The following is a 21234-nucleotide window of genomic DNA, read 5'->3' as shown; positions in this document are numbered from 1 at the left end:
TCATTTACTGGCTATTTTGCTAGGAATTATGTCCTAAACTTATTTTTTAAGTTCAACTTGAAATTATAAACGATTTTCTAATTCTTTTTTCTTATCTTCAAAGCCTGGTTTACCTAATAGCGCAAACATGTTTTGTTTATAGGCTTCAACTCCAGGTTGATTAAATGGATTAACACCTAATTGATATCCACTCATTGCACAAGCTAATTCAAAGAAATAAACAACATACCCAAATGTTTCTTCATCTAACTGAGGAATATTTACAACGATATTTGGAACGCCACCATCAGTATGTGCAAGTAATGTACCTTCAAATGCTTTTGTATTCACTTCATCGATTGATTTGCCAGCAAGATAGTTCAGTCCGTCTAAATCATCTGCATCTTCTTCAATTTTGATATCATGTTTTGGATGGTTGACCTTAACCACTGTCTCGAATAAGAAACGACGGCCCTCTTGAACATATTGTCCTAAGGAATGTAAATCAGTTGTGTAATTCGCACTTGATGGATAAATACCTTTGAAATCTTTCCCTTCTGATTCACCGTATAATTGTTTCCACCATTCGTTGAAATACTGCATAGACGGTTCGTAATTAATTAACATTTCAGTAGTATAACCTTTGCTATATAGAATATTTCGAATAGTTGCATATTGATATGCGATATTTTGATCTAGATCATCAGAAGATAACTCTTCACGTGCCTTAGCCGCACCAATCATGATTGATTCGATATTGATACCTGCAGTTGCAATTGGTAGTAATCCTACAGCTGTAAGAACAGAATAACGACCTCCCACATCATCAGGTACAACAAACGTTTCATAACCCTCATTGTCTGCTAATTGTTTAAGTGCACCTTTAGATTTATCTGTCGTTGCAAAAATACGTTTCTTAGCTTCATCTTTTCCATATTTTTCTTCAACCAATTGTTTAAATAATCTAAATGCAACTGCTGGTTCTGTCGTAGTACCTGATTTTGAAATAACGTTAACTGAAAAATCTTTTCCTTGTAAATAATCTAATAATTCTTTTGTATAACTTGAAGATAAATGATTACCTACAAATACAATTTCAGGGTATTCCGTATTTGTTCTAAATGAAGATGTAAGCATCTCAATTGCAGCACGTGCACCTAAGTATGAACCTCCAATACCGATAACAACAAGTACATCGGAATTTGATTTGATACGTTTAGATGCTTCGACGATTCTAGAAAATTCTTCTTTATCATAATCAACAGGTAAATCTAACCAACCTAAAAAGTCATTACCTGCTCCTGTACCTTTATGAATAGTTTGGTGGATAGTTTTAACAATATCCTTTTGCTGATCAAGTTCATGTTTGTCAAAAAATTCTAAAGTTTTGCCATAGTCTAATTGAATGTGAGTCATCTTATTGCCTCCTGTTATAAGTACTTATACTAATTCTACTAAGTTTAGATGCGCTATTCAATTCTGAAGGCTAACTTATCAAAGGAAATTGCTTTTTTATTTAACCTTTCCATTCATAAAAAAAGTTATTTTTAATATCAAAAGTCGCACCACCACTCCAAATATACAATTTACAGAAATTTTAAAATATACAAGAACGCCCTTATAACAGTGTTTAAAACTAAAAAGCCAAAGATAATTAGATTTAAAAATGAATATTTATGTAAAAAAGTGGTTTTATTTTCATTATCAATCTGATATGATAGATGCATATTGATAATCATAAAAATTATTTGAGGTGTAAATATGAAAGATAAAATCGTTTTAGCATATTCAGGTGGTTTAGATACAAGTGTTGCAGTTCAATGGCTTATTGATAAAGGATATGACGTAGTTGCTTGCTGTCTTGACGTAGGCGAAGGTAAAGATTTAGACGTTATATATCAAAAAGCTTTAGACATGGGTGCAGTCGAATGTCATATTATTGATGCAACTAAAGAATTTAGTGATGATTATGTAAGTTATGCTATTAAAGGAAATTTAATGTATGAAAATGCATATCCTCTAGTTTCAGCATTATCACGTCCACTCATCGCAAAAAAACTGGTTGAAATTGCTGAAAAAACAAATTCAATAGGTATAGCACACGGATGTACTGGTAAAGGGAATGACCAAGTGCGTTTCGAAGTGGCAATCAAAGCGTTAAATCCTAAGTTAAAAGCATTTGCACCTGTTCGTGAATGGGCTTGGAGCAGAGAAGAGGAAATTGATTATGCAATTAAACATAATATTCCTGTTTCAATCAATCATGACTCACCATACTCAATCGACCAAAACTTATGGGGTAGAGCTAATGAATGTGGTATTTTAGAAGATCCTTATGCCGCTCCTCCAGAAGATGCATTTGATTTAACTACACCTTTAGAAGAAACTCCAGATGAAGCAGACGAAATTATCCTTACATTTAAGCAAGGTGTTCCAGTACAAGTTGATGGCAAAGAGTATCAATTAGATGATCTTATTCTTTACTTAAATCAACTTGCTGGTAAACACGGTATTGGTAGAATTGATCATGTTGAAAATAGAATGGTCGGAATAAAATCTAGAGAGATATATGAAACACCAGGTGCTGAAGTGATTTTAAAAGCACACAAAGCACTAGAAACGATTACATTAACAAAAGACGTAGCGCACTTTAAGCCTGTCATTGAAAAACAATTTTCAGAACAAATATACAATGGTTTGTGGTTCTCACCATTAACAGATAGCTTAAAACTCTTTATCGATAGTACTCAACAATATGTTGAGGGCGATGTGAGAATTAAATTATTTAAAGGAAACGCTATTGTCAATGGCAGACAATCTCCTTACACTTTATACGATGAAAAATTAGCTACTTATACAAAAGAAGATGCTTTCAATCAAGAGGCAGCAGTAGGTTTCATTGATATTTATGGTTTACCTACACAAGTTAATGCATTACTTCACGGGGGGTATAGTAATGAGCAATAAAGCTTGGGGTGGCAGATTTGAAACTCAACCCGAAGAATGGGTTGATGATTTCAATGCGTCAATTGATTTTGATAAAAATTTAATTAAACAAGATGTTCAAGGTAGTATTGCACATGCAACTATGCTCGCTAAACAACATATTATTACAGATGATGAAGCTCAATCCATCATTAATGAGCTTAAAAATATTCAACGTGACTTTGAAGAAGGTCAACTTGAATTTAAAGCTTCTCTCGAAGATATTCATCTTAATATTGAACACGAGCTTATTCAACGTATTGGCGAAGCTGGTGGAAAACTGCATACTGGTCGTAGTCGTAATGATCAAGTTGCCACAGATATGCATTTGTATACTAAAGAACAAGTTCAATACATTATTGAACTTATAACGTCGTTTCAACAAACGATTGTTCAATTAGCAGACCAGCATGTTGACACAATTATGCCTGGATATACGCATTTACAACGCGCACAACCCATCTCGTTCGCACATCATATTATGACTTACTTTTGGATGTTAGAAAGAGATAAAGGTAGATTCGTGGATAGTCTTAAACGTATAGATATCTCACCATTAGGTGCTGCAGCTTTAAGTGGAACTACACACCCCATAGATAGACATCTGACTCAAGAACTTCTAGGATTCGCAAATCTGTATGAAAATAGTTTAGATGCGGTCAGTGATCGTGACTATATCGTTGAAACATTGCATCATATTTCACTCACTATGGTGCATCTATCACGCTTTGCAGAAGAAATCATCTTTTGGTCGACTGATGAAGCAAAATTCATCACTTTATCAGACGCGTTTTCTACTGGCTCATCTATTATGCCACAAAAGAAAAACCCTGATATGGCAGAACTAATAAGAGGAAAAGTAGGACGTACTACAGGACACTTGATGAGTATGTTAGTAACACTTAAAGGCTTACCGTTAGCTTATAATAAGGACATGCAAGAAGATAAAGAAGGTTTATTTGATGCTGTACACACACTTAAAGGATCTCTTAGAATCTTCGAAGGTATGGTTGCATCTATGAAAGTTAATTCAAATCGTTTAAATCAAACAGTAAAAAATGACTTTTCAAATGCAACAGAATTAGCAGACTATTTAGTCAGTAAAAATATACCTTTTAGAACCGCTCACGAAATCGTTGGTAAAATCGTATTAAATTGTATTCATAAAGGTATTTACCTATTAGACGTACCTTTAAGCGAATATCAAGAACATCATGAAAATATTGAGGAAGATATATATGATTATTTAACACCAGAAAATTGTCTTAAGCGTCGTCAAAGCTATGGTTCAACTGGTCAAGAATCTGTAAAGCATCAACTAAAAGTCGCAAAAGCATTATTAAAAGACAACGGATCAAAATAGTTATTAAAAATTATAGCTATCTAAAATTACAAAAATTTAATTTTGTATTAAGTTATCAAAGTTTATATAAAAAAACTGTAAAATTCCCTTTCATCCTTTCAAATTGATGTACGTTTAAGTAGACATACTATTTTTGAAAGGATGTTTTTATGTTTAAGTCTAAGAAAATGATCATTTCAACTTTATCTTCCGTTACTCTAGGTTTAGCTAGTTTAAGTTCCCCTACGATAGCTGAAACTTCGAACCACTCCTCATCACCAAACCAATCAGAGAAATCTATACAACAACACACAAATATTCCATCTAATATGAATCAATCATCAGCTAAAACATTTAAACGACAAGCTGAATCAGACTCAGTAAGTGGTAAAACAAACGATACTCATAATCATTGGGCTAAAAATTTAACTGGGGAGAAATTTACAACTATTGCACATCGTGGCGCAAGTGGTTACGCCCCAGAACATACTTTTGAAGCATATGATAAAAGTCATAATGAATTAGGAGCATCTTACATAGAAATCGATTTACAACGTACTAAAGATGGTCACTTGGTTGCTATGCACGACGAAAAGGTCAATCGTACGACTAATGGCCATGGACGTGTCGATCAGTTTACTTTAAAAGAGTTAAAACAACTTGATGCAGGAAGCTGGTTTAATCGAAAGCATCCTGAATATGCCAAAAATAAATATAAAAATGCTAAAGTTCCTACTTTAGACGAAATTTTAAATCGCTACGGCAAAAATGCAAACTATTATATTGAAACTAAATCGCCAGATGTTTATCCTGGCATGGAAAAGCAATTATTATATACATTAGATAAACATGACTTGTTAACACAAAAATCACTTAAACATGGACATGTGATGATCCAATCATTTTCAGGGAGTAGTTTAGAAAAGGTACATCACATGAACGCCAATATACCACTTATTAGACTAATGAATAAATTTGAACTTAAAAAAGCTTCTAATCAAGATTTAAAAAATATTAAATCTTATGCCATTGGAGTAGGTCCTGAATACACAGATTTAAATATTAAGAACACAAGACATTTAAAAAATTTAGGATTTTTAGTTCATCCTTATACAGTTGATGATGAAAATCAAATGAGAAACTTAAATCAATATGGTGTTGATGGTGTATTCACTAATTATGCTGATAGATATAAAAAAGTTTCAGAAACACAACAATAAAATATTAGCGTTGAGTTGAACTGACTTCATAATGATTTTATCATCGCATTTTACTTAAGAACATTTGAGAAAGCATTACTTTTAACATTAACTTACTATTAATAAAGTTATCAATTGCATAAACATGATAAAAACCCTAGGACTATCAACTGATGTCTCAGGGTTTTCATCATATACTTATAATATTTTTCTTATGCCCAACCTCTATATCTTGCCGCTTCAGCAGTACGTTTAATACCTACTATATATGCTGCTAACCTCATATCAATTTTTCTATTTTGTGACAATTCATAAATCGTATCAAATGCTGTTACTAACTTTTCACGTAGTTTGTCATTGACTTCTTCTTCAGTCCAATAATAACCTTGATTATTTTGTACCCACTCGAAATAAGATACAGTCACACCCCCTGCACTTGCAAGTACATCCGGCACTAGTAATATATCTCTTTCTGTTAAAATACGTGTTGCTTCAGGTGTCGTAGGGCCATTAGCAGCTTCAACAACAATACTTGCTTTAATATCGTGCGCATTATCTTCAGTGATTTGATTAGAAATTGCAGCAGGAACAAGGATGTCACAATCCAATTCGAATAATTCTTTGTTAGAAATTGTATCTTCGAATAGATTTGTAACTGTACCGAAGCTATCACGTCGATCTAATAAATAATCTATATCAAGTCCATTAGGGTCATGTAAGGCTCCATATGCATCACTTATACCAACTACTTTAGCACCTAAATCGTATAAGAATTTAGCTAAGAAACTACCTGCATTGCCGAAACCTTGAATCACAATTTTGGCATCTTTAATATCCATGCCACGACGTTTTGCCGCTTGTTCAATTGCAATGACTACACCTAAAGCTGTAGAGCGATCACGTCCTTGAGATCCACCTAATACAATAGGTTTGCCTGTTATAAAACCTGGCGAATTAAATTTATCTAATGCACTATACTCATCCATCATCCAAGCCATAATTTGAGAGTTTGTAAAAACATCTGGTGCTGGAATATCTTTGTTAGGGCCAACAAATTGAGATATAGCCCTTACATATCCTCGAGATAAACGCTCAACTTCGTGTATACTCATTTGACGCGGATCACAAACAATACCGCCTTTACCCCCACCATAAGGTAAATTAACAATGCCACATTTTAAAGTCATCCACATTGATAAAGCCTTCACTTCTTCTTCATCAACTTCTGGATGGAAACGAACGCCACCTTTAGTAGGGCCAACTGCATCATTATGTTGTGCACGGTATCCAGTAAATGTTTTAACTGTCCCATCGTCCATTCGTACTGGAATGCGCACTTGTAAAAATCTAATTGGTTCTTTTATAAGGTCATACATACCATCATCAAAGCCCAATTTGTGTAATGCTTCTTTAATAATCCCTTGAGTGGAAGTTACTAAATTATTATTCTCAGTCATGATCCTATTCGCCTCTTTTTACTAAATGATTTCGCTTTCATTCGTAATTGTAACACAATTGAAAGCATTTTAAACATTTTCTAAATTAATTGTTACAACTATTTGAACCTATGCAAATACACTCTTAATCTTCTCTAAAGCCATGTCTAACTCTTCTTTCGTTATCACTAATGGAGGTGCAAATCTAATAACGGTGTCGTGAGTTTCTTTACATAATAATCCTTGTTCTTTCAAAGCTTCACAATATGGTCTGGCACTTTCATGTAATTCAATACCGATAAATAATCCTCGTCCCCTAACTTCTTTAATAGATGGATGCTCAATTTTTTTCAATTCAGACTTAAAATATTCTCCTAATTCTAATGAACGACCAGGTAAATCCTCGTCAATAATGACATCTATAGCTGCAATAGAAACTGCACACGCTAGTGGATTTCCACCAAATGTAGAACCATGTGAGCCAGGAGTAAATACATCTAATACCTCATTATCTGCAAGAACTACCGAGATAGGAAATACCCCTCCACCTAACGCTTTTCCTAAAATATAAACATCCGGTTTTACATGATCCCAATCCGTTGCAAATAATTTTCCTGAACGTCCTAATCCTGCTTGAATTTCATCAGCAATAAATAAAATTTGATGTTCATCACATAATTCTCTAATTGTTTTCAAATATCCTTCTGGTGGTACGTTAATCCCTGCTTCTCCCTGTATAGGTTCTACTAAAATTGCTGCTGTATTTTTATTAATTGCTGCTTTTAATTGATTAACGTCACCAAACTCAACTTTTCGAAAGCCATCTAACAATGGACCATAGCCTCGTTGATACTCAGCTTCTGAAGACAACGATACTGGTGCCATCGTACGTCCATGGAAATTACCATTAAAGGCGATTATTTCAGCTTTGTTCGGCTCAATACCCTTAACATCATAAGCCCAACGACGAGCAGCTTTTAAAGCTGTTTCAACCGCCTCGGCTCCTGTATTCATAGGCAATGCTTTATCTTTACCTGCGAGTTTACATATTTTCTCATACCATTGACCTAAATTATCACTATGAAAAGCGCGTGATACTAACGTGACTTTATCTGCTTGATCTTTCAATGCTTGAATAATTCTTGGGTGTCGATGACCTTGATTCACTGCCGAGTAGGCCGAAAGCATATCCATATACGTGTTACCTTCCGGATCTTTCACCCATACACCCTCTGCTTCAGAAATAACAATTGGAAGTGGAACGTAGTTATGCGCTCCATAGTGATTTGTTAAGTTAATAATTTTTTCAGATTGAGTCATAAAATCTCCCCTTTGTTTTCGAATAAAAACTTATTAACAATATCATAACTGATTTCTATCGACTCTCAAACTTATTTTTTAATATAACAATAAAATGAATCAATATCGTCATAATCGACAAATTGAATTGTATGAAACAGACTAAATCTTGATGCAAAACATATATGTAAGCCCTTACATTTATAATGACATAACGACTCTATCATTGACAAGTTATATCGTTAATAAACATTAATTTCAATAAAGTAAAAATCATAAAATGCTCTATAATAAAAACCCCTAATGTTGGTTTAACATTAGGGGGAATAGATACATTCAGATATACCATTCAATTATTTGTCTTTTCGAGGTAACGGGTAGAATCCTTGATTAAACTGTTCCCAAAGATTTGGTGTTAGATAATGTTGGTCTTCACGATTAGGATCAAAAGCATTTATAATTTCATCTTCTCGTCCTTCTTTAATTTTAGCAACAAAATCATAATCAAGTAGAATTTCACGACCTAACGCAACAAATTCAACTCCAATGTTCTCAACAGCATTTAGTGCATCTTCAGCTGTAAAGACAGAACCTATACCAATAAGTGGCATACGTCCATTTATCCATTGATGAATAAGTTTCAAGCGATTTTCACCTTTATATTTACCTTCTCGCGTCACTGAGTTAACATCCATTAATGACACATGAATATAATCAAGTGGTTTATTTGCGATTTGGTGAATTAATTCTTCAGTTATCTCCATTGAAATACCTGGTGATTCCGCTTCTTCAGGTGACAATCTATAACCAATAATAAAATCATCATTTGCATGAGCTTTTTTAGCTTTAACAACTTCATCTATAACAGCAACAGGGAATTTATAGTTATCAGCCCAAACATCATTTCTTCTATTATAGTAAGGAGAAACAAATTGGTGAATAAGATAATGGTTTGCGCCATGAATTTCAACGCCATCAAAACCTGCTTCAATTGCTCTTCTAGTTGCTTCACCAAAGTCTCTAATAGTTTGTTCAATTTCTTCAGCAGTCATCTCACGAGCATCATGTTCTTCTTGCTGACCAAAACTTTTAAGAGAAATAGCACTTGGTGCAACAACATCTCCATCAGGTGTTAACTCTGGTAAAGCTTGAGCACCTCCATGATGAATTTGGACTATTGCTTTCGCACCATTTTTCTTCATAACTTGAGCAAGTTCTTTTAACCCTTCGATATCTGAGTCATGTGCAACAGAAGGTTGACCAGGAAATGCTTTACCTACATCATTGACATTACTTGCGGCATTAATTGCAATCCCTACATCTTTGGAACGTTTCTCAATGTAAGGTAATTCTATATCCGAAATTGTTCCATCATCATTTGATGAAGTATGTGTAAGAGGAGCTAAAACAAAACGATTTCTTACCTCAACACCATTAGGTAGTGTTAAAGATTTAAATAAAGGTTCATATTTATTATTCATATTTTTAATACTCTCCTTGCTTAATGATGTTATGACTATAGCATGCTAGTTACATACTATTCTAATTATTTGCTTACAAATTATTTATTCCCCAATTATAAAAATGTTAAGAATAGTTAATTATATTCAACAAATAAATAATAATTGTCTAAAATTCTTTTATTTCCCCTTATTGAAATCATCGTTTATCCAAAATAATTGTTAAATTTAATTAATAAAAAACGACAATCCTAACAACACATTGTTGTTTAAAGATTGTCGTTATCATGTGATTGATTACATATATCGTAACATCACATGTTGGCACGAATTGACAGTCGTTTAGTCATTGTGAATTGCACGTTTTGACTGTTTGATCCAGACCGGTAAGCGTTCTTTAAGTGTTTGAAACCCATACTTTTCTGTTTCTCTAATTTCATCTAAGACAGACTGTTTTTCTTTTTTACGCTCATAATTTTTAAAGTAATCATTATCTTTTAAGGACAAATTTAATTTACCTTCATCATCAATTGATAATATTTTTGCTTTAACAACCTGTCCTTCAGATAGAAATTTCTTTAAGTTATGGACATAATCATCCATAATTTCTGAGATATGGATAAGCCCTTCAGTATGGTCAGGGGTCTCAACAAATGCGCCATACGGTTGAATACCAGTCACACGTACCTTGATATGTTGACCTACTTTGTAGTGATGATTCAACTTGATAACCCCTTATTTCGATTTTCTTAACACTCATATCATAGCATAAATCAAATATCTCGACTAACTATAACCATAATAAAATTCATTAAATTTTAAAAACTGGATCCTTATTGTATTGTTTTGCAAATGAATCTATAAACTAATGGATTAAAATTATCATTCAAATATATGTTTTTCTAATAGATTTAATGAGTAAAGAGCATTGGAATTCGAATTGTGAAATATTACATCAAACCCTTTTACATTGTCTATAGCATTTTATTCTAATAATCAAGGTAAAGTTAAAAATATTTTGGTATCATTTTCTAACCAAGTTATCAATTATCATTATATTAAAATACCTGAGACAAAATTTGCCTCAGGTTATAAATTATTGATTGGATTTTATCTCTGAAAATAAATACTGACTTCATACACTTTATACAATACAACAAAACTTATAGTTGCAATTAATGAATAAATTATTCTTCTACATCTATCGATTCAATGACTACATCATAAACAGGTTTGTCTTGAGCACCAACTTTAGTATTTGCAATATCTTCTAAAGTTGATTCACCCTCAATCAGTTGACCAAATACTGTATGTTTTTGATCTAACCATGGTGTACCACCTTTTTCACCATATGCTTCTACAATAGGTTGAGGCCATCCACCATCTGCTAATTGACTTAACATATTTTCAGGCACTTCCTTCATTTGGACTATAAAGAATTGAGATCCATTTGTATTAGGACCTGCATTAGCCATTGATAATGCACCGTAAAGGTTAAAAGCTTCTAGAGAAAATTCATCTTCAAAAGCACTACCATAAATACTTTCTCCACCCATACCAGTTGCAGTTGGGTCCCCACCTTGTACCATGAAATCATTGATAACACGGTGGAACGTTACACCATCATAGTACTTATTTTTTGAATGTGTCACAAAGTTTTCAACTGTCTTTGGAGCAATGTCGGGAAATAATTTAAACGTCATGTCACCTTTATTTGTATGCATAACTACTTTAATTTCGTTATCTTGAATCTCTTTATTTAACTGAGGATAGTTCGTCATTTCAATTCTCCATTCGTGTTATGATATAAACATATATTAACATATATGAAAGGAAGTAATATAGGATGTTATATCGATTTTCTCACAAGACAGGCGTTTATGGGGTAAGTATCAAAGAGGAAACTGGAAATCAAATACTCGTACAAGTTGAACAAGTAATCAAACATCCCAAACAAGGCGATTTACACCATCCCAATGAAACAGAAGGCGTCTTTTTTCATGAACGTAAAGCTTTAAGCCATTTTGAGAAACGTTACGCAACACCTTCTCAACTTCGTGAGTTTAATGTCGAGGCCATACCTTATGAAGACTCACTTCAACATGCTATTACACATCTTGAGAATCAATTAAAAAAAGAGGAGACAGATTATTCACGATTGTCTTTAAATAATTTAAATCGTTTAAAAGAAGATTACGCTATTCAATATAAAAGACACTTCGACTAATCCATATTAAAACTTTAGTAATAAAGCGAAATAATTATTCATATAGTTAAAATTTTTGAATAAATTTTGACGAGTTTCTTCTTATTTAAAAGAGTCTTTAAATCAAGAGCTTCAAGCAGTTACATAGTTTTTCAGAAGAAGCGCATTGATGTATAATATGTGTCGTAAATAAATTTTAAAGGAGGAAAACATAGTGAGTTTGTTACATATTGCGGTACTATTACCGTTAATATTTGCACTCATTATTCCATTCCTATACCGGTTCGTTAAACGTATACACTTAGGATGGTTTGTATTACCTGTTCCTATTGTCTTATTTATATATTTCATATCATTGATTTCAATGACGATGTCAGGTAATAACGTAATGAAAAACTTAAATTGGATGCCACATATTGGAATGAATTTCAATTTATATGTGGATGGTCTCGGATTATTATTCAGTTTGCTTATCACTGGCATAGGAAGTCTAGTGGTTTTATATTCTATCGGATATTTAAGCAAATCAGAACAACTCGGGAATTTTTACTGTTATTTATTACTATTTATGGGTGCAATGTTAGGAGTTGTACTCTCTGATAATTTTATTATTTTATATTTATTTTGGGAGTTAACTTCTTTCTCTAGCTTTTTATTAATTTCTTTCTGGAGAGAAAAAAAAGCTTCAATTTATGGTGCTCAAAAATCTTTAATCATTACCGTATTAGGTGGCTTGAGCATGCTAGGTGGTATCATTTTACTTTCCCTAGCTACCGATACTTTTAGTATTCAGACTATGATTTCAAAAGCAAGTGACATTCAAAATAGTCCTTTCTTTATCTTAGCAATGATACTTTTTATGATTGGTGCATTTACAAAATCTGCACAAGTACCTTTTTATATTTGGTTGCCAGATGCTATGGAGGCGCCTACGCCAGTAAGTGCATACCTTCACTCTGCAACGATGGTAAAAGCAGGACTATATTTAATCTCAAGAATCACACCTATTTTTGCAATATCCGAAGGTTGGGTATGGACAATTACAATTGTTGGTTTAATCACCCTATTCTGGGCATCACTTAATGCAACAAAACAACAAGATTTAAAAGGTATTTTAGCTTTCTCAACTGTGTCTCAACTAGGGATGATTATGTCTATGCTTGGTATTGGTGCTGTAAGTTATCATTATCAAGGCGCTAATAGTCAACTTTATGTTGCTGGATTTGTTGCTGCCATATTTCATTTAATTAATCATGCCACATTTAAAGGTGCACTATTTATGATTACAGGTGGTATTGATCATTCAACTGGTACACGTGATGTTAAAAAGTTGGGCGGTTTACTTACAATCATGCCTATCTCATTCACGCTTACAGTTATTACAACATTAAGCATGGCTGGTGTACCGCCTTTTAATGGCTTTCTATCAAAAGAGAAATTCTTAGAGTCGATGATTAATGTTACACATTTACATTTAATGAGTTTAAATACTTTAGGTATACTTTTACCAATTATTGCCATTATCGGTAGTATTTTCACATTTGTATATTCAATTAAATTTATATTGCATATATTCTTTGGTTCTTATAAACCTGAAGCACTGCCAAAACAAGCACATGAATCTTCAATGTTAATGCTTATTTCACCTATCATTTTAACATCACTAGTTATAGTATTCGGTTTATTCCCAAGTATATTAACGCAATCTATTATAGAGCCGGCATCTGAAGCAGTTAGTCAAACGTCAAATATAACTGCTGAGTTCCATTTATTCCATGGTATAACTCCAGCATTCTTATCAACAATAGGTATTTATATTATAGGTATTTTATTGCTAATTTCATTTAGTTATTGGATTCGTTTATTACAAGCACATCCATATCAGTTAACGTTGAATCATTGGTATGACACTTCAGGCCGTCGTATTCCAGGATATTCCGAAAATATAACAAATAGTTATGTTACAGGTTTTTCTAGAAATAATTTGGTGATTATCTTAGGTATTCTCATTGCTTTAACTTTTGTTACTGTCATCAGTGTACCCTTTAGTATTGACTTTAAAAACGTGAGTCATTTACGCGTATTTGAAGGTGCAACAGTATTGTTTTTACTGATTGCTTCAACTTTCATTATATTTGCAAAATCACGTTTGTTTAGCATTATTATGTTAAACGCTGTGGGTTACGCTATATCAGTATTATTTATTTTCTTTAAAGCGCCCGACTTAGCATTAACACAATTTGTAGTGGAATCTATTTCTACAGCATTATTCTTACTATGCTTTTATCACCTACCTAATTTAAATCGCTACAATGAAAAACCTACTTTTAAACTGACAAATGCTGTAATTTCAATTGGAGTAGGATTATCAGTGATTATTTTAGGATTAATTGGCTATGGTAATAGACACTTTGAATCTATTACTAAATTCTACCAAGAACATGTTTTTGATTTAGCACATGGTAAAAATATGGTAAATGTCATTCTCGTAGATTTCCGTGGTATGGATACTTTATTCGAGTCATCTGTACTAGGTATTGCAGGTTTAGGCGTATATACAATGATTAAATTACGATTAAAACAAAAAAATCAATCAAGTGAGGTGAATGACCATGAATAGACAACAAAATAACCTTATGTTTCAATACGCTGCCGTGATTATTTTCTTCATGGTCATTGTGTTCGGCTTTTCACTATTTTTAGCCGGACATTATACACCAGGTGGCGGTTTCGTTGGTGGTTTGCTTTTCGCTAGTGCATTATTAGTTATTACAATTGCATATGATGTAAAAACTATGAGAAAGATTTTTCCTTTAGATTTTAAAATCTTAATTGGTATTGGTTTATTATTTTGCGTGGGTACACCATTAACAAGTTGGTTCATGTCTAAAAACTTTTTTACACATGTCACTTTTGACATCCCTTTGCCTTTACTTGAACCTATGCACATGACGACAGCGATGTTTTTTGATTTTGGTGTTTTATGTGCAGTTGTAGGAACTATTATGACTATAATTATTTCGATTGGAGAGAACGAATAGTGGAAATTATCATGATTTTTGTTAGTGGTATTCTCACATCTATAAGTGTCTATCTCGTTTTGTCTAAAAGTTTGATACGTATCATTATGGGGACTACACTACTAACTCATGCCGCAAATTTATTTTTAATTACTATGGGAGGTTTAAAACACGGAACTGTTCCAATATTTGAAAAAGGAACATCAAGCTATGTTGACCCTATCCCTCAAGCATTGATTTTAACAGCTATCGTTATCGCCTTTGCTACAACAGCCTTCTTCCTAGTTCTTGCATTTAGAACATATAAAGAACTAGGCACAGATAACGTTGAGCTAATGAAAGGAGCGCCAGAAGATGATAGAGAGTAACTTGCTTGTTTTAACTTTAGTCATACCTATCCTAACTGCAATTTTACTCATATTTATTGGAAAGCGCCCAATAATAAAAAGATATGTTGCACTTGTCGGTACATTGTTAACATTAGTCGTTGCATTGATTAACTTAAAGAATGTGCTACGAGACGGACCAATCAAGGTTGAACTGGGCTCTTGGAAAGCCCCATACAGTATTGTATTTGTAGTCGATATTTTTAGCGCTCTACTCATCATCACAAGTATTATTATTACCATTTTAGTCATTTTATACTCATATCGTTCTATCGGTTTAGATAGAGAACGCCATTATTATTATTTCTCTATCATGTTTATGTTGATTGGTATTATTGGCTCATTTACAACAGGAGATATTTTCAACTTGTTTGTGTTCTTTGAAGTCTTTTTAATGTCTTCATATTGTTTACTCGTTATTGGTACTACTAAAATACAATTACAAGAAACAATTAAGTATATTTTAGTCAATGTTGTTTCATCATCTTTCTTTGTCATGGGTGTTGCAGTTTTATATTCAGTAGTAGGAACTTTAAATCTCGCTCATATTAGTGAAAGATTATCACAACTTTCTGTGCATGACAGCGGCTTAGTCAATATTGTTTTTATTTTATTTATCTTTGTCTTTGCCACTAAAGCAGGCGTTTTTCCTATGTACGTATGGCTACCTGGTGCTTATTATGCTCCTCCAGTAGCGATCATCACGTTCTTTGGCGCACTATTGACTAAAGTGGGTGTATACGCAATTGCGAGAACTCTAAGTTTATTCTTCAATAACACAGTAAGCTTTTCTCATTATGTCATCCTTTTCTTAGCATTACTTACAATTATTTTTGGATGTGTAGGTGCAATAGCTTACTATGATACGAAGAAAATCATCCTTTATAATATTATGATTGCAGTCGGTGTCATATTAGTTGGTGTTGCTATGATGAACGAATCAGGCATGACTGGTGCAATATATTACACACTACATGATATGTTAGTTAAAGCTTCATTGTTCTTACTCATTGGCGTCATGTACAAAATCACTAAAACGACTGACTTACGTCATTTTGGTGGCTTGATTAAAGGATATCCTATTCTAGGTTGGACATTCTTTATTGCATCGCTAAGCTTAGCGGGTATACCACCTTTTAGTGGTTTTTATGGTAAATTCTACATTGTTCGAGCGACCTTTGAAAAAGGATTTTATCTAAGTGGTATCATTGTACTTTTATCAAGTTTAATCGTGTTATATTCAGTCATACGTATTTTCTTAAGAGGATTTTTCGGTGAAGTTGAAGGATATACTTTATCCAAAAAGGTAAATGTTAAATATCTAACAACTATCGCCGTCGCATCTACAGTGATTACTGTAGTCTTTGGATTATCTGCAGACGCATTATTCCCAATCATCAAAGATGGTGCTGAAACGTTTGTCGATCCAAGTCAATATATTCATAGTGTGTTAGGAGGTAAATAGTTTGGCTATACAGTTTGTAATTAATTTACTTGTTTCTGTCATATGGTTACTTGTAACAAATAGCTATACCTTAAATAACTTTGTATTGGGTTTTATACTAGGATTATTTCTAGTTTATCTCCTGCACCGTGTCTTGCCTGGTCAGTTTTATTTAGTGAGAATATATAGAATTGTGATGCTTATCATTACATTTTTAACTGAGTTAATAAAAGCAAACTTTGGTGTACTCAAAATTATTCTCAAACCACGAATTGAGAATAAACCCGGATTCTTTGTGTACGAGACGGAATTAGAAAGTGACTGGCAACTTGTTTTACTTTCCAATTTGATTACGTTAACACCCGGCACAGTCGTTTTAGGTATTAGTGATGACCGTAAAAAGATTTATATCCACTCAATTGATTTCAGTACAAAGGAAGAAGAGATTCAAAGTATCAAATCTTCATTAGAGAAGGTCGTTAGAAAGGTAGGCGAGAAATAATGCCTTTTAAAATATTTATTATTACAGCCTTAATTATTGTTGTCTTATCAATGTTAGCAATGTTAATACGTGTTATTTTAGGACCCTCTCTAGCAGACCGTGTCGTTGCACTTGATGCAATTGGTTTACAGTTAATGGCCGTGATAGCGCTATTTAGTATTTTACTGAATATTAAATACATGCTCGTCGTTATTTTAATGGTCGGTATTCTTGCTTTTCTAGGAACTGCAGTCTTTTCTAAATTTATGGATGAAGGTAAGGTGATCAAGCATGATAGCAACGATCGTCACTAGTGTCTCTATCATATTTGTTCTTCTTGGAGCTTTGATCAGTGCCTTTGCTGCAACGGGTCTCATTCGATTAAGGGATGTTTACTCAAGAGCACATGCAGCTGGTAAAGCAGCCACACTGGGTGCGATGTTTTTACTATTTGGAGCATTTTTATACTTTATTGGCACTGAAGGATATGTAAATATGCAATTAATTATCGGAATTATTTTCGTATTTATTACTGGTCCCCTTTCAAGTCATTTAATCATGAAAGCTGCCTATAACATTAAAACACCGTATACCAAAGATACTAAAATTGATGAAATTAAAGAGGATATGAAGCATACAAAGCTATAATTCATACTTTTAAGAGTTTTATACCAAAATCAAATTCAATATTTACTAATTTTTTTAAATCGATAATATGATTAATACCTGGGACATAATTCCTAGCAAAATAGCCAGTAAATGAGTTTTTTATAAATTCATTTACTGGCTTCTTTATTTACAATACTACGTATTGTTGGCTCGCTTTCTTAGGGGACAGCTTCAGCCTGTAGTCTTCAACTTGTCCTGTTCCCTCAAGAGTCTCGCCAAAATACTTTGTATTCATATGTAAATTTACATTAAAATTGTTTTGCTCCTCTTTAAATAAAAATGACACTTTGTAACTCTTTGCAAGTTGTGGTATGATTTAAATCGTAATAATTACGTTTTGAAAGTAGAGGGGCGATTCAATGCATTGGACAATTATTGGTGGTGGCTTACAAGGAACCACCATTGCACTTAAATTAAAAAATGAAGGACTAAAAAATGAGGAGCTTACTATCATAGATCCTTACTCCTCATTATGTGAGCGATTTAATATTTATACACAACGTATTAGTATGCCATACTTAAGATCGCCTTTCGTTCATCATATTCATCCTAAACCGTTTCATCTCAAACAATATGCTAGATATCATCAGTATACTTCAGCTTATTACGGCCCGTATAAACGTCCTCAAAGAGATATGTTTATGCATCATGTTCATGATTTGATACATCAATTTAAACTTAATGATTGTCATATACAAGGTAAAGTCGAAGCTATTAATAAATCAAGAGGTAAATGGTGTATAAAACTATCAACTGGCGATAAAATGGTTACCGATTGTGTTGTGATAGCAAATGGCTATACGCAAACGCCATTCATACCTGAAATTTTCAGAAATAAAGCGAATGTAAAACACATATTTGCTGATAATTATCATGCCTCTTTAGATAAAGATACTCAACATGTTGTTGGTTCAGGTATATCTGCTGCCCACCTCACTTTAAAATTATTAAATGAACACAATCACCAACTTGTTCATTTATGGATGAATAAAGATATTGAGATACACGATTTTGATGCTGATCCTGGTTGGTTAGGACCAAAGAAATTGAACCATCTTGCATCTATATCCTCTTCAGATGCAAGAATGAAGTTAATTGAAGACGAGCGTCATAGCGGTTCAATGCCTATGGAATTATTTTTAAGGTTAAAGAAATATGTGCAAAGTGGTCGACTCGTCATACATATGAGTCAAATTGATGATGTAACAGAATCCTATATTATCGCTGCTGGAAAATATTTTGAATATAAGCATATTTTGTTAGCTACCGGATTTTATAATCAATTATTAACACAACCACTCATTAAAAACCTTATTCAAAACGAACAAGCACCACTCAATCATTCAGGTTATCCTTCTTTGTCAAACGAACTAGAATGGTTAAATCAATTATTCGTAGCTGGTGGACTTGCAGATTTAGAACTAGGTCCTTTTGCAAGAAATATAATGGGCGGTAAAGAAAGCGCTGAACGCATAAGTAAAGCATATAAACGTTTAAATAAGAAAATCTCATAAACAAACACCTCGATTAGATTGTGTAGAATTCACAATTTAATCGGGGTGTTCTGTTACATTATTGAATAGGTTTAATAGCAATCGTACCACGCATGACACTGATTAATTGGTCATGGTCATCTTTGATATCAATATTCCAAACTTGTGTTGTTTTTCCTTGATGTATTAAAGAAGCAAACGCTCTCACATGTCCTTGTCGAGTTGAGCGAATATGATTTGCATTCATTTCTAAACCTAGTGGAATGAATTGCTGCGTATCAATCAAATGAGCAGCACCTATCGAACATGCTGTTTCACCTAAAGCTAAACTCGCACCACCATGTAAATAGCCAAAGGGTTGCTTTACTTTATCTGTCACAGGCATAGACACTACTACTTTACCATCTTCTTTTTGTTCAATCTTCATTTCAAATGTTTCTAAAAGATTGGTCATAGTTCACACCTCATTTCAGTAGTTATAGTACCATAGCTGCTATCGTACCAAAAACCATAAGGGGAACATTATAAAATAAGAAATTCGGGATACATGTATCACGAATATGATCATGTTGTCCATCCATATTCAAACCGGCTGTCGGTCCAAGTGTAGAATCACTTGCTGGAGAACCTGAATCACCTAAAGCACTTGCTGTACCAATTAAAGCAATAAGAGCCATTGTGTCTAAACCAATTGATGCTCCAAAAGGTATAAATAATGAAGCAATAATAGGTATTGTTGCAAAAGAGGAACCAATACCTAATGTTACAATAAGTCCAATGAGGTACATGACGATAATACTAATCAATTTATGATCTCCAGTTAATCCTGTTAAACTCTTGACTAAGCTATCTATATCACCTGTTGCATTCATCACGCCAGCAAACCCGTTAGCTGTTAGTATCACTACACCAATATAAGCCATTAATTTGACTCCATCTACAAATTGTTCATCGAGTTCATACCAACGATAAGCTCTTGAAACAAAGAAAACAAGTACCCCAGCTAACGCACCAAAAATCATAGAATCTGTAAATGTCTGTACTAAAAACGTAGCTAGTATGGCAATGACAGTAACAATTAGCACATAAGGTTTGAGTTCCGAAATTGTTTCTCGATCATTTACATTACGTTGTTCATAAACGCGTGGCTTTCTATAAACAATAAATCCAAGTATGAGACCCACAACATATCCCATTGAAGGTATTAACATCGCCTTCCATATCATGTTCATCTCAATTGGATGGTTTGCTTTTTGAAAACCACTTTGAATGATTTGATGGAAAATTTGACCGAAACCATAAGGTAATAGCACGTAAGGAAAACACAAACCAAATCCTATTACTAAAGCAATAAGTCTGCGATCAATTCTTAAATCGTTAAACAAACTCACAAGCGGAGGTATTACAATTGGAATAAAGGCAATATGTACAGGAATTAAGTTTTGACTCATGATACTCATTGCTAACAATGCAATGATAATAATTATTTTAACCTTAACTCGGGAAAGTCTACTATTTTCAGCATGAATACTTGCAATAATTTTACCAACAAGATAATCAGTTATACCACTATATGAAATCAAAGCAGCAAAACCACCGAGTAACGCATAACTTAATGCGACTTCTGCGCCATCTACTATATTTTTTCCAAAAACATTAATTACTTTTTCTAAATTCATACCTGATATTAATCCACCGACAAGTGCACTAATAAATAAGCTAATGACCACATTTAATCGACATAAACAGAGTATGATCATTAATATGACTGCGATTACAACAGCATTTATCATTCCGCCTCACCCTTTATCACTCTATCGAACTAAAGTATTTAT

The 21234-nt window shown here is 33.3% G+C and carries 20 protein-coding genes; 12 read left to right on the top strand and 8 right to left on the bottom strand.

What is annotated here, in order from left to right; all coding sequences use genetic code 11:
- Positions 1 to 63: 63 nt before the first annotated feature.
- On the bottom strand, positions 64 to 1395 hold the full coding sequence (locus HMPREF3058_RS02005; protein WP_001831993.1) for a glucose-6-phosphate isomerase: 1332 nt from the start codon (positions 1393 to 1395) through the stop codon (positions 64 to 66).
- Positions 1396 to 1740: 345 nt separating this feature from the next.
- Between HMPREF3058_RS02005 and HMPREF3058_RS02000 the strand changes: the two genes are divergently transcribed.
- From HMPREF3058_RS02000 to HMPREF3058_RS01990, 3 genes are all read left to right on the top strand, one after another.
- Complete coding sequence (locus HMPREF3058_RS02000; RefSeq protein WP_002491158.1) at positions 1741 to 2946, top strand: argininosuccinate synthase; 1206 nt, start codon at positions 1741 to 1743, stop codon at positions 2944 to 2946.
- Positions 2936 to 4327, top strand: a complete 1392-nt coding sequence (gene argH / locus HMPREF3058_RS01995) for an argininosuccinate lyase (protein WP_002457189.1) — start codon at positions 2936 to 2938, stop codon at positions 4325 to 4327. Before HMPREF3058_RS02000 ends, argH begins: the two co-directional genes overlap by 11 nt.
- A 149-nt stretch (positions 4328 to 4476) precedes the next feature.
- Complete coding sequence (locus HMPREF3058_RS01990; protein WP_002491157.1) at positions 4477 to 5526, top strand: glycerophosphodiester phosphodiesterase; 1050 nt, start codon at positions 4477 to 4479, stop codon at positions 5524 to 5526.
- Positions 5527 to 5717: 191 nt separating this feature from the next.
- Here HMPREF3058_RS01990 and HMPREF3058_RS01985 read toward each other — a convergent pair whose 3' ends face one another.
- The 5 genes from HMPREF3058_RS01985 to HMPREF3058_RS01965 all read right to left on the bottom strand — a co-directional run bounded on the left by HMPREF3058_RS01985 (position 5718) and on the right by HMPREF3058_RS01965 (position 11481).
- Positions 5718 to 6962 (bottom strand): Glu/Leu/Phe/Val family dehydrogenase, encoded by a 1245-nt coding sequence (locus HMPREF3058_RS01985; protein ID WP_001831995.1) that lies wholly within the window; start codon positions 6960 to 6962, stop codon positions 5718 to 5720.
- Between the two features lie 108 nt (positions 6963 to 7070).
- Positions 7071 to 8261: an ornithine--oxo-acid transaminase gene (locus HMPREF3058_RS01980; protein WP_002457191.1), complete on the bottom strand. Its 1191-nt coding sequence runs from the start codon at positions 8259 to 8261 to the stop codon at positions 7071 to 7073.
- A 332-nt stretch (positions 8262 to 8593) separates the two neighbouring features.
- The gene (locus HMPREF3058_RS01975) at positions 8594 to 9721 is read right to left on the bottom strand and encodes an NADH-dependent flavin oxidoreductase (RefSeq protein WP_002487073.1); all 1128 of its coding nucleotides are present in this window, start codon (positions 9719 to 9721) and stop codon (positions 8594 to 8596) included.
- A 321-nt stretch (positions 9722 to 10042) separates the two neighbouring features.
- Positions 10043 to 10423 carry a S1 domain-containing post-transcriptional regulator Ygs gene (gene ygs, locus HMPREF3058_RS01970; protein WP_001831918.1) on the bottom strand — a complete coding sequence of 127 codons (381 nt, stop codon included), beginning with the start codon at positions 10421 to 10423 and terminating at the stop codon, positions 10043 to 10045.
- A 464-nt stretch (positions 10424 to 10887) separates the two neighbouring features.
- Positions 10888 to 11481 (bottom strand): peptidylprolyl isomerase, encoded by a 594-nt coding sequence (locus HMPREF3058_RS01965; RefSeq protein ID WP_002446045.1) that lies wholly within the window; start codon positions 11479 to 11481, stop codon positions 10888 to 10890.
- 65 nt (positions 11482 to 11546) lie between these two features.
- Here HMPREF3058_RS01965 and HMPREF3058_RS01960 point away from each other — a divergent pair, with 65 nt between their 5' ends.
- The 9 genes from HMPREF3058_RS01960 (at position 11547) to HMPREF3058_RS01920 (ending at position 19420) form a co-directional block, all read left to right on the top strand.
- Entirely contained in the window at positions 11547 to 11927 is a 381-nt protein-coding gene (locus HMPREF3058_RS01960; protein WP_002490787.1) for a kinase-associated lipoprotein B, read from the top strand.
- Positions 11928 to 12120: 193 nt separating this feature from the next.
- Positions 12121 to 14526: a Na+/H+ antiporter subunit A gene (locus tag HMPREF3058_RS01955; protein WP_070731067.1), complete on the top strand. Its 2406-nt coding sequence runs from the start codon at positions 12121 to 12123 to the stop codon at positions 14524 to 14526.
- Complete coding sequence (mnhB1, locus tag HMPREF3058_RS01950; RefSeq protein WP_002446042.1) at positions 14519 to 14947, top strand: Na+/H+ antiporter Mnh1 subunit B; 429 nt, start codon at positions 14519 to 14521, stop codon at positions 14945 to 14947. The genes HMPREF3058_RS01955 and mnhB1 overlap by 8 nt, the downstream gene beginning before the upstream one ends.
- Positions 14947 to 15294, top strand: coding sequence for a Na+/H+ antiporter Mnh1 subunit C (mnhC1, locus tag HMPREF3058_RS01945; RefSeq protein ID WP_001831949.1), 348 nt, complete (start codon positions 14947 to 14949; stop codon positions 15292 to 15294). Before mnhB1 ends, mnhC1 begins: the two co-directional genes overlap by 1 nt.
- Positions 15281 to 16777 carry a Na+/H+ antiporter Mnh1 subunit D gene (mnhD1, locus tag HMPREF3058_RS01940; protein WP_002457194.1) on the top strand — a complete coding sequence of 499 codons (1497 nt, stop codon included), beginning with the start codon at positions 15281 to 15283 and terminating at the stop codon, positions 16775 to 16777. The genes mnhC1 and mnhD1 overlap by 14 nt, the downstream gene beginning before the upstream one ends.
- Before the next feature lies 1 nt (position 16778).
- Complete coding sequence (locus HMPREF3058_RS01935; protein WP_002457195.1) at positions 16779 to 17258, top strand: Na+/H+ antiporter subunit E; 480 nt, start codon at positions 16779 to 16781, stop codon at positions 17256 to 17258.
- Complete coding sequence (gene mnhF1, locus HMPREF3058_RS01930; protein ID WP_001831940.1) at positions 17258 to 17551, top strand: Na+/H+ antiporter Mnh1 subunit F; 294 nt, start codon at positions 17258 to 17260, stop codon at positions 17549 to 17551. Before HMPREF3058_RS01935 ends, mnhF1 begins: the two co-directional genes overlap by 1 nt.
- Positions 17529 to 17885, top strand: coding sequence for a Na+/H+ antiporter Mnh1 subunit G (gene mnhG1 / locus HMPREF3058_RS01925; protein WP_002446039.1), 357 nt, complete (start codon positions 17529 to 17531; stop codon positions 17883 to 17885). The genes mnhF1 and mnhG1 overlap by 23 nt, the downstream gene beginning before the upstream one ends.
- 380 nt (positions 17886 to 18265) lie before the next feature.
- Entirely contained in the window at positions 18266 to 19420 is a 1155-nt protein-coding gene (locus HMPREF3058_RS01920; protein WP_002486001.1) for an NAD(P)-binding domain-containing protein, read from the top strand.
- 58 nt (positions 19421 to 19478) lie between these two features.
- Here HMPREF3058_RS01920 and HMPREF3058_RS01915 read toward each other — a convergent pair whose 3' ends face one another.
- Both HMPREF3058_RS01915 and HMPREF3058_RS01910 read right to left on the bottom strand, forming a co-directional pair.
- Positions 19479 to 19853: a hotdog fold thioesterase gene (locus tag HMPREF3058_RS01915; RefSeq protein WP_001831899.1), complete on the bottom strand. Its 375-nt coding sequence runs from the start codon at positions 19851 to 19853 to the stop codon at positions 19479 to 19481.
- A 22-nt stretch (positions 19854 to 19875) separates the two neighbouring features.
- On the bottom strand, positions 19876 to 21192 hold the full coding sequence (locus tag HMPREF3058_RS01910; protein ID WP_002485997.1) for a Na+/H+ antiporter family protein: 1317 nt from the start codon (positions 21190 to 21192) through the stop codon (positions 19876 to 19878).
- Positions 21193 to 21234 lie beyond the last annotated feature (42 nt).

Origin of the sequence: Staphylococcus sp. HMSC068G11 (assembly GCF_001815825.1) — a bacterium.
Classification (GTDB): Bacteria; Bacillota; Bacilli; order Staphylococcales; family Staphylococcaceae; genus Staphylococcus; species Staphylococcus epidermidis.
The sequence above is the reverse complement of the archived record's forward strand: the minus strand, read 5'-3'. Positions and strand labels throughout refer to the sequence as shown.

Bases quoted from the DNA above. Each gene is read 5' to 3' on its own strand.
- HMPREF3058_RS01985 (WP_001831995.1), bottom strand. From the start codon at position 6,962: ATGACTGAGAATAATAATTTAGTAACTTCCACTCAAGGGATTATTAAA.
- mnhD1 (WP_002457194.1), top strand. From the start codon at position 15,281: ATGATAGAGAGTAACTTGCTTGTTTTAACTTTAGTCATACCTATCCTA.
- mnhG1 (WP_002446039.1), top strand. From the start codon at position 17,529: ATGATAGCAACGATCGTCACTAGTGTCTCTATCATATTTGTTCTTCTT.
- HMPREF3058_RS02005 (WP_001831993.1), bottom strand. From the start codon at position 1,395: ATGACTCACATTCAATTAGACTATGGCAAAACTTTAGAATTTTTTGAC.
- mnhB1 (WP_002446042.1), top strand. From the start codon at position 14,519: ATGAATAGACAACAAAATAACCTTATGTTTCAATACGCTGCCGTGATT.
- HMPREF3058_RS01960 (WP_002490787.1), top strand. From the start codon at position 11,547: ATGTTATATCGATTTTCTCACAAGACAGGCGTTTATGGGGTAAGTATC.
- HMPREF3058_RS01965 (WP_002446045.1), bottom strand. From the start codon at position 11,481: ATGACGAACTATCCTCAGTTAAATAAAGAGATTCAAGATAACGAAATT.
- HMPREF3058_RS01920 (WP_002486001.1), top strand. From the start codon at position 18,266: ATGCATTGGACAATTATTGGTGGTGGCTTACAAGGAACCACCATTGCA.
- HMPREF3058_RS01975 (WP_002487073.1), bottom strand. From the start codon at position 9,721: ATGAATAATAAATATGAACCTTTATTTAAATCTTTAACACTACCTAAT.
- mnhF1 (WP_001831940.1), top strand. From the start codon at position 17,258: ATGCCTTTTAAAATATTTATTATTACAGCCTTAATTATTGTTGTCTTA.
- HMPREF3058_RS01990 (WP_002491157.1), top strand. From the start codon at position 4,477: ATGTTTAAGTCTAAGAAAATGATCATTTCAACTTTATCTTCCGTTACT.
- HMPREF3058_RS01980 (WP_002457191.1), bottom strand. From the start codon at position 8,261: ATGACTCAATCTGAAAAAATTATTAACTTAACAAATCACTATGGAGCG.
- HMPREF3058_RS01910 (WP_002485997.1), bottom strand. From the start codon at position 21,192: ATGATAAATGCTGTTGTAATCGCAGTCATATTAATGATCATACTCTGT.
- HMPREF3058_RS02000 (WP_002491158.1), top strand. From the start codon at position 1,741: ATGAAAGATAAAATCGTTTTAGCATATTCAGGTGGTTTAGATACAAGT.
- HMPREF3058_RS01915 (WP_001831899.1), bottom strand. From the start codon at position 19,853: ATGACCAATCTTTTAGAAACATTTGAAATGAAGATTGAACAAAAAGAA.
- argH (WP_002457189.1), top strand. From the start codon at position 2,936: ATGAGCAATAAAGCTTGGGGTGGCAGATTTGAAACTCAACCCGAAGAA.